9 protein-coding genes are annotated in these 7548 nt (G+C 68.6%); 5 read left to right on the forward strand and 4 right to left on the reverse strand.

Annotated elements, in window-relative coordinates:
* The 3 genes from ACE3TE_RS12770 to ACE3TE_RS12780 all read right to left on the reverse strand — a co-directional run.
* Window positions 1-632 (reverse strand): CHASE3 domain-containing protein (locus ACE3TE_RS12770; protein WP_374605546.1); only part of this gene is annotated, 632 nt, incomplete at its 3' end.
* 39 nt (window positions 633-671) lie between these two features.
* Entirely contained in the window at window positions 672-1220 is a 549-nt protein-coding gene (locus ACE3TE_RS12775; protein ID WP_374605548.1) for a TspO/MBR family protein, read from the reverse strand.
* A gap of 26 nt (window positions 1221-1246) precedes the next feature.
* Window positions 1247-2608 (reverse strand): sigma-54-dependent transcriptional regulator, encoded by a 1362-nt coding sequence (locus ACE3TE_RS12780; protein ID WP_374605550.1) that lies wholly within the window; start codon window positions 2606-2608, stop codon window positions 1247-1249.
* A 191-nt stretch (window positions 2609-2799) separates the two neighbouring features.
* Here ACE3TE_RS12780 and ACE3TE_RS12785 point away from each other — a divergent pair, with 191 nt between their 5' ends.
* A complete protein-coding gene (locus tag ACE3TE_RS12785; RefSeq protein WP_374605552.1) occupies window positions 2800-3051 on the forward strand; it encodes a DUF3297 family protein in 252 nt (83 codons plus the stop codon).
* Entirely contained in the window at window positions 3048-4364 is a 1317-nt protein-coding gene (locus ACE3TE_RS12790) for an MFS transporter (protein ID WP_374605554.1), read from the forward strand. Before ACE3TE_RS12785 ends, ACE3TE_RS12790 begins: the two co-directional genes overlap by 4 nt.
* Here ACE3TE_RS12790 and ACE3TE_RS12795 read toward each other — a convergent pair.
* Window positions 4361-4912 carry an NADPH-dependent FMN reductase gene (locus tag ACE3TE_RS12795; RefSeq protein ID WP_374605556.1) on the reverse strand — a complete coding sequence of 184 codons (552 nt, stop codon included), beginning with the start codon at window positions 4910-4912 and terminating at the stop codon, window positions 4361-4363. The two genes, ACE3TE_RS12790 and ACE3TE_RS12795, sit on opposite strands and share 4 nt — an antisense overlap.
* A 110-nt stretch (window positions 4913-5022) precedes the next feature.
* Here ACE3TE_RS12795 and ACE3TE_RS12800 point away from each other — a divergent pair, with 110 nt between their 5' ends.
* The 3 genes from ACE3TE_RS12800 to ACE3TE_RS12810 form a co-directional block, all read left to right on the forward strand.
* On the forward strand, window positions 5023-5964 hold the full coding sequence (locus ACE3TE_RS12800; protein ID WP_374605558.1) for an ABC transporter ATP-binding protein: 942 nt from the start codon (window positions 5023-5025) through the stop codon (window positions 5962-5964).
* Entirely contained in the window at window positions 5961-6722 is a 762-nt protein-coding gene (locus tag ACE3TE_RS12805) for an ABC transporter permease (protein ID WP_374605560.1), read from the forward strand. Before ACE3TE_RS12800 ends, ACE3TE_RS12805 begins: the two co-directional genes overlap by 4 nt.
* A gap of 155 nt (window positions 6723-6877) precedes the next feature.
* On the forward strand, window positions 6878-7548 hold a 671-nt coding region (locus ACE3TE_RS12810), incomplete at its 3' end, for a GGDEF domain-containing protein (RefSeq protein WP_374605562.1).

Below are 7548 nucleotides of genomic sequence, written 5' to 3' on the forward strand. Positions count from 1 at the left end.
GTGGCCATGAAGCCGACCAGGCCGGCGGCCAGCGCCAGCGCATTGGCCACCATCACCGTGGCCCAGTTCTGGCGGATCAGCTGGTTGCGCCGGTTGCGGTTCTCGATCAGCAGGCTCTCCTCGTGCTCGACCAGGTTCTCCACCAGCGACTGCATCTCGGCCAGCAGCCGCGCCCCGGTGCCACTGCGCAGGCGCTCGGCCACGCGCTGGTCGGCCGCGGCGGTGTTCATGCCCTTGAGTCCCTGCAGCTCCGAGTAGTAGCGCAGGCGGTCGGCGTTCTTGATCGCCAGCACATCGACCAGATGCGCGGCGCTCGGATCCACCACCGTCATTTTCTTGAGCGCCTTGAGGCTGGCGTCGAGCTCACCGAGAACGGCGCGGTATTCGTTGAGGAACTCCGGCCGGCCGGTGATCAGGTAGCGCATGCCGTGCGCCTCGCTGTCGCCCACCTGCCCCCAGTAGATGCTGACCTGCTGCAGCAGGTGCTGGGTGAGACTGGTACGCTCGACCGTCTGCTCGAGTTCCTCGGTGGCGCGCAGCGAAAGCAGCGAGGTGCCGGCCAGCACGACCACCGCGAACAACATCAGTCCCGTGAAGACGCGGTAGCGGAAATTCGCCCGTCTTTGCGGCATGTCTGCCCTCTCCCCCGGCGGCGCGACGGCGCCGCCCGATCAGCTGTTTATCAACCAGATGGTGCCGTTGAGCACCAGCGCGAAACTAACCCACAGCACCAGCGGCACCTGCAGGTAACCGGCCATCGGACGCACACGGCCAAAGCGCAACGTCATCCAGACCGTCATGCCCCAGAGCAGCGAGATGTCCAGGAACGCCAGCGCCGGTGATTTCAATCCGAAGAAGAGCGGCGTCCAGGCCAGGTTGAGCACGGCCATCAGCGCGAAGGCCAGCCAGGCCTTCGGACGTTCGGCGTCGGCGGACGGACCCGGCTCGCGGGCCACCAGCCAGGCGCCGATCGCCAGCAGCACGTACAGGGCCGTCCAGACCGGGCCGAACAGCCACGCCGGCGGATTCCAGCTGGGCTTGCCCAGCGTCTGGTACCAGTCGCCGGGCGGGAACAGCACGCCGACCGAGGCACCGGCGGCAAGCACGATGACCAGCCAGGCGACCAGCGCGACGCCGTCGCGCCAGTCCACCGGCCACGCGGGCGGACTGTTGATGGCGGCGGGTGCCGTTACCGGGCGGGGTTGTCGTTCGTAGCGCACTAACAGGGTACTCCGTGGTTCTTCGCTCAAAGCCCGTAGGCCTTGCGCTTTCGGTAAAGGGTGGATCCGTCGATGCCGAGCGTGCGCGCGGCGGCTTCCAGGGTGTCGGCACCGGCCATCACGGCTTCGATGTGGGCGCGTTCGAGCGTTTCGAGCGACACCGGGGAGCCGACCGCGATGCCGCCGGCCGCGGAGGCGGCGGCGGGTTCGCCGCCCAGCGCCAGGTGCTCGGGGCCGATCTCTTCGTGCGTGCACAGGATCACCGCGCGTTCGATCACGTTCTGCAGTTCGCGCACGTTGCCCGGCCAGGCGTAGGCCTGCATGCGGGCCAGGGCCTTGTCGGAGAGGCGGCGGGCCGGCAGGTGGTAGCTGTCGGCATAACGACGCACGAAACCGTTGGCCAGGTCGGCCAGGTCCTCGCGCCGGTCGCGCAGCGGCGGCAGCACCAGGCTGATCACGTTGAGGCGGTAGAGCAGGTCAAGGCGGAAGCTGTTGTCGCGCACCATCGCCTCGAGGTCGCGGTTGGTGGCCGAGATGATGCGCACGTCGGCGCGGCGGGTGGCCGGTTCGCCGATGCGTTCGTATTCCTTGTCCTGCACGAAGCGCAGCAGCTTGGGCTGCAGGGCCAGCGGGAAGTCGCCGACCTCGTCCAGGAACAGCGTGCCGCCATCGGCATGGCTGACCCGGCCCTGGGTACTTTGCGTGGCACCGGTAAAGGAGCCCTTGGCGTGGCCGAACAGTTCGCTTTCCAGCAGCTCGGCCGACAGCGAGGGGCAGTTCACCGTGGCGATCGGGCGCGCGGCGCGCTGGCTCCAGCCGTGGATGGCATTGGCCATCACGCCCTTGCCGGTACCGGACTCACCCAGCAGCAGCACGTTGGCGTCGGTGCGTGCCACCTGGCGGGCGACGGCCAGCGCTTCGGCCATCGCCGGGCTCCTGGATTCGAGCGGCGTTTCCTGGCGAGGCTGCTGGCGCTCAAGCGTTTCCAGGCGGGCCAGCAGGTCGAGGGTGTCGAGCTGGCGCGCGACCGCGATGCGCAGCTGCGCCGGCGAGCAGGGTTTGACCAGGTAGTCGGCCGCGCCTTCGGCGATCGCGCGCACCGCATCGTCCACCTGGGAATGCGCGGTGACCATGATCACGCGCAGGCCCGGCGCCAGCTCGCGCAGCCGCGGCAGGGCCTCGAGGCCCGATTCGCCGGCGATGTCGCGGTCGAGCAGGCAGACGTGGAAGGGCTGGCTGGCGGCCAGCTTCAGCCCCTCCTGCAGGCGCGTCGCGGTGCTGACGCGGTATCCGGCGTCCTCCAGGCACAGGCTGAAGTTCTGCAGCAGCGCCGGGTCGTCGTCGATGGCCAGGATCCGCCCCTGGGGGGCGGCGGAGGGGTTGCTCACGGTGGACTCCAAAGGGTCTGGAAAATAGTCAGCAAGGTCCGTGCCATTCGGCAGGACATTGATTTTTAAAGCAATCTTTCTGCGACGGTCGGCACTTCTATGCAATTTGCACTAATACTGCGGAGCCGTAGTGCATTTTGCAAACCGGCCTCTGCCGCTAAACTGGCCGCCTTTCCCGACAGGCAAACACCATGAGCGACACCCCGCCGGACCGTCTCTGCGTCAACCCGCGCAGCCCCTTCTACGACGAAGCCCTGCTCGAGCGCGGCATCGGCGTGCGTTTCAACGGCGTCGAACGCAACAACGTCGAGGAGTACTGCATTTCCGAAGGCTGGGTGCGGCTGCCGGTGGGCAAGTCGCTCGACCGGCGCGGCAATGCGATGACAATCAAGGCCAAGGGCACGGTCGAGGTCTGGTTCCTGGACGCCACGCCGCCGGCGTGAACCAAAGCCCAGACCGCCTCGACGCCGTCTACGACGCGCTGGTCGGCGACGAGGACGGCCGGGTCTGCAAGGACATTCCGGACAGCGCCTGCACGCGCCTGCCCGGCAACTTCTTCCGCCAGCTCGGGGCGATGGCGCTGACCAAACTCGGCGACGCGCTGGCCAGCCCGAAAACCACGCTGGCCTGGACCCTGGGTGCACTCGGGGCGCCGGCGTGGATGGTCGGCCTGCTGGTGCCCATCCGCGAATCGGGCTCGATGCTGCCGCAGCTGTTTATCGCCGCGCGCGTGCGCGCCCTGCCCCGGCGCAAGCCGGCGTGGCTGCTGGGCGCGGTGCTGCAGGCGGTCGCGATCGCGGGCATGGCCGCCGCGGCGTTCTGGCTCGAGGGTGCCTTGGCCGGCGCCGTGATACTGGGCCTGCTGGCCTGCTTCAGCCTGGCGCGCGGCCTCAATTCGATCGCCAGCAAGGACGTGCTCGGCAAGACCGTGCCGAAAACCCGGCGCGGCCGGCTCGGCGGCTACGCGGCCAGCGTATCGGGTGCGATCAGCCTCGCGGTGGGCGGCGCGATGCTGTGGTGGGTCACGGACTCCGGGCCGGCGCTGCTCGGCGGCCTGCTGCTGGCCGCGGCGGCCTGCTGGCTGCTGGCGTCGCTGGTCTACGGCGGCATCCAGGAAGACCCGGGCAGCACCGAAGGCGGCGCCGACGGCATCAGCGAAGCCCTCGGCAAACTGCGGCTGCTGCGCGATGAACCCGACTTCGGACGCTTCGTGCTGGCGCGGGCGCTGTTGCTGGTGTCCGCGCTGAGCTCACCCTTCGTGGTGCTGCTGGCGCGCGAGAACGGCAACGGTGGCTGGGTTGGCCTGCCGCTGTTCCTGCTGGCCGCGGGCGCGGCCTCGCTGCTGTTGAGCCCGTTCTGGGGCCGGTTCGCCGACCGCTCGAGCCGGCGCACGATGATCGCGTCGGGAAGCCTGGCCAGCGCGGTCGCCCTGGCAGCCATCGCTGCCGACGCCTGGCTGGATGGCGACGCCGGCGGCTGGGCGCTGGTGGCGCTGTTCTTCGTGCTCGGCGTGGCCCACGACGGCGTGCGACTGGGCCGCAAGACCTACCTGGTGGACCTGGCCGGCGGCAACAAGCGAACCGATTACGTCGCCGTCAGCAACACCGCGATGGGCGTGCTGCTGCTGGCGACCGGCGCGATCACCGGCGCGGTCGGCACCGCCTCGGTACCGGCGGCGCTGGCGCTGCTGGCGGGCATGGGCCTGGCCGGCGCCTGGCTGTGCCTGCGACTGCCGGAAGTGCAGCAGCCGGCTTAGCCGCGCACGAAGTCGGTGAAGCCGGCCATGTGCTTGCGCAGCAGGTCGCGCACCGTCTCGTCCTGCAGCTTGCCCTGGTCGTCGAAAACCTTGTGCGCGCCCGACACCATCAGCTCCCGGCCGCACCAGTAGCGCATGCCCAGGATGCGGAACACGGGCAGCCAGGCGTTCTGCGCCAGCACCGTGCCGAAGCCGCTGGGCGAGGCCCCCAGCAGGGCCACGGGCCGGCCGCCAAAGACACGCTCCTTGTCGGCGCCGGGTCGCGACATCCAGTCGATGGCGTTCTTGAGCACGCCGGGAACCGAGTGGTTGTACTCGGGCGTGCACAGCACCAGGCCGTCGCAGGCGGCCAGCTTGTCCTTCAGGGCCTCGACCGCGGCCGGTATTCCGTCCTTTTCTTCCGCGTCGCCGTCGTACAGCGGGATGCCGTGCACGGTGGCGACCTCCAGCTCGACGCCGGTGGGCAACAGTTCCGCGGCCGCGTGCAGCAGGGCGGTGTTGTAGGAGCCGGCGCGCAGGCTGCCGGAGATGCCGAGCAGTCGGGTCATGGGTTTGTTCCTTCGGTCGGGGGACACCCAGCCTAGCGAGCCGGATGTTCACGACCCGTGCACGCCCCCGCAGGCGCTACCATGGCGTTCCCGACGCCCCACCCTTACCCATGGACCCCATCCTTTCGATCCGCGGCCTCGGCAAGACCTACGCCAGCGGCCACGTCGCGCTCAAATCGGTCGACCTGGACATCCGCCGCGGCGAGATCTTCGCCCTGCTCGGCCCCAACGGCGCGGGCAAGACCACGCTCATCTCGATCGTCTGCGGCATCGTGAACGCCAGCCGCGGCAGCGTGACGGCCGACGGCCACGACATCGTGCGCGAGTTCCGGCAGGCGCGCGCGAAGATCGGCCTGGTGCCGCAGGAGCTGAGCACCGACGCCTTCGAAACCGTCTGGTCCACGGTGCGCCTGAGCCGCGGCCTGTTCGGCAAGCCGCGTGACGACGCCCACCTGGAAAAGGTGCTGCGCTCGCTCAGCCTGTGGGAAAAGCGCGACAACAAGATCATGGCGCTGTCGGGCGGCATGAAGCGGCGCGTGCTGATCGCCAAGGCGCTCTCGCACGAGCCGGCCATCCTGTTCCTGGACGAGCCCACCGCCGGCGTCGACGTCGAACTGCGCCGCGACATGTGGAACCTGGTGCGCGAACTGCGCGACAAGGGCACCACGATCATCCTGACCACGCACTACATCGAGGAGGCCGAGGAAATGGCCGACCGCATCGGCGTGATCAACCACGGCGAGCTGGTGGTGGTGGATGAAAAAGACGCGCTGATGCGCAAGCTGGGCAAGAAGCAGCTGACCCTGCACCTGCAGGCGCCGCTGGCGGCGATCCCGCCGGAGCTGGCCGGGCAGCCGCTGGAGCTTTCCGAAGACGGCCTGTCCCTGGTCTACACCTTCGACGTGCAGGGCGAACGCACCGGCATCGCCACCCTGCTGCGCCGCCTGGCCGACCAGGGCATCGATTTCCGCGACCTCAACACCCAGGAAAGTTCGCTCGAGGAAATCTTCGTCAACCTGGTGCACCGCGGCGGCAAGGGAGGCGCGGCATGAACTGGCACGCGGTCAGGGCCATCTACCGCTTCGAGATGGCGCGCACCTTCCGCACCATCGGCGAATCGATCCTCTCGCCGGTACTCACCACCTCGCTGTACTTCGTGGTATTCGGCGCCGCCATCGGCGCACGCATGGGCGAAGTCGGCGGCGTCAGCTACGGGGCCTTCATCATCCCGGGCCTGATCATGCTGTCGCTGCTGAACGAGTCGATTTCGAACGCGGCCTTCGGCATCTACATGCCCAAGTGGGCCGGCACGATCTTCGAACTGCTGTCGGCGCCGGTGGGCTGGGTCGAGGCGGTGCTGGGTTACGTCGGCGCGGCGGCAAGCAAGTCGGTGATGCTGGGGCTGCTGATCCTGCTGACGGCGCGCTTCTTCGTCGACTACGAGATCGCGCACCCGCTGGCGATGCTGCTGTTCCTGGTGCTCACCGCGGTCAGCTTCAGCCTGTTCGGTTTCATCATCGGCCTGTGGGCGACCGACTTCCAGAAGCTGCAGATCATCCCGCTGATGGTGATGACCCCGCTGACCTTCCTCGGCGGCGCCTTCTATTCGATCGACATGCTGCCGCCGGTCTGGCAGAAGATCGCGCTGTTCAACCCGGTCGTGTACCTGATCAGCGGCTTCCGCTGGAGCTTCTTCGGCCAGTCGGACGTGGACGTGGTGCTCAGCTTCGCGGCGATCATCGGCTTCCTGGTGCTGTGCCTGGCGGCGGTGTGGGCGATCTTCCGTTCCGGGTGGCGGCTCAAGTCCTGATCCGGATTACGTGACGCGCTTGGCGAAATCGCCCGGCGCGCGAAGGTGAGTCCGTTCACAAATCGGAACACCGGCCGTGCCCGGCGATCCTGAAAGCAGCGGTTTCGCGATGCAGTTCGCAAACCTGCACCCTACGCAGGCGCACAGTTCGCGCCATGCCACTCAAGCATGTCCTCAAGAACCGCATCGGTGCCGACGTCCGGCTGGCGATGATCCTGCTGTTCGCGGTGCTCACCGTGCTCGGCGTCACGCCGTTCGCGGTGGCCCGCGCGTTGAACGGCGAGTGGCTGGCGGCCGCGCTCGACACCGGCCTGATCCTGGCGATGACCGGAAATGCCTGCTTCGCCTGGCGCACCGGACGCAGCGCCCTGGCGGGAAAGATCAACGCGGTGGTGGTCTCGCTTTCCTGCGCCCTGCTCGCCGGGGTGCTGGGTCCGGCCGGGCTGTTCTGGTCTTACACGCTGATCCTGGCCAACTACATGCTCGCCCCGAGGCTGCTGGCGACGGTCTGCGGCGTGGCCCTGGTGGTCGCCGGCCTTTTGAGTTCGCCCTTCGCCTCGACGCTGGCGATGGCGGCGTTTGCGGTGAGCGCGGTGCTGGTGATGCTCTACGCCTTCATCTTCGCGAGCCTGACCGAGGTCCAGCGCAAGCTGCTCGAGGGCCTGGCCACGCGCGACGCACTGACCGGCATCGCCAACCGGCGCAGCATGGAGGTCGAACTGGCCGAAGCGCTCAAGGGCCACCACGCCCGCGGCGAACCGGCGACGGTGGCCGTGCTCGACCTCGACCACTTCAAGCAGGTCAACGACCAGCACGGCCACCGTCG

This window comes from Arenimonas sp. (genome assembly GCF_041919775.1).
Taxonomy (GTDB): Bacteria; Pseudomonadota; Gammaproteobacteria; order Xanthomonadales; family Xanthomonadaceae; genus Arenimonas.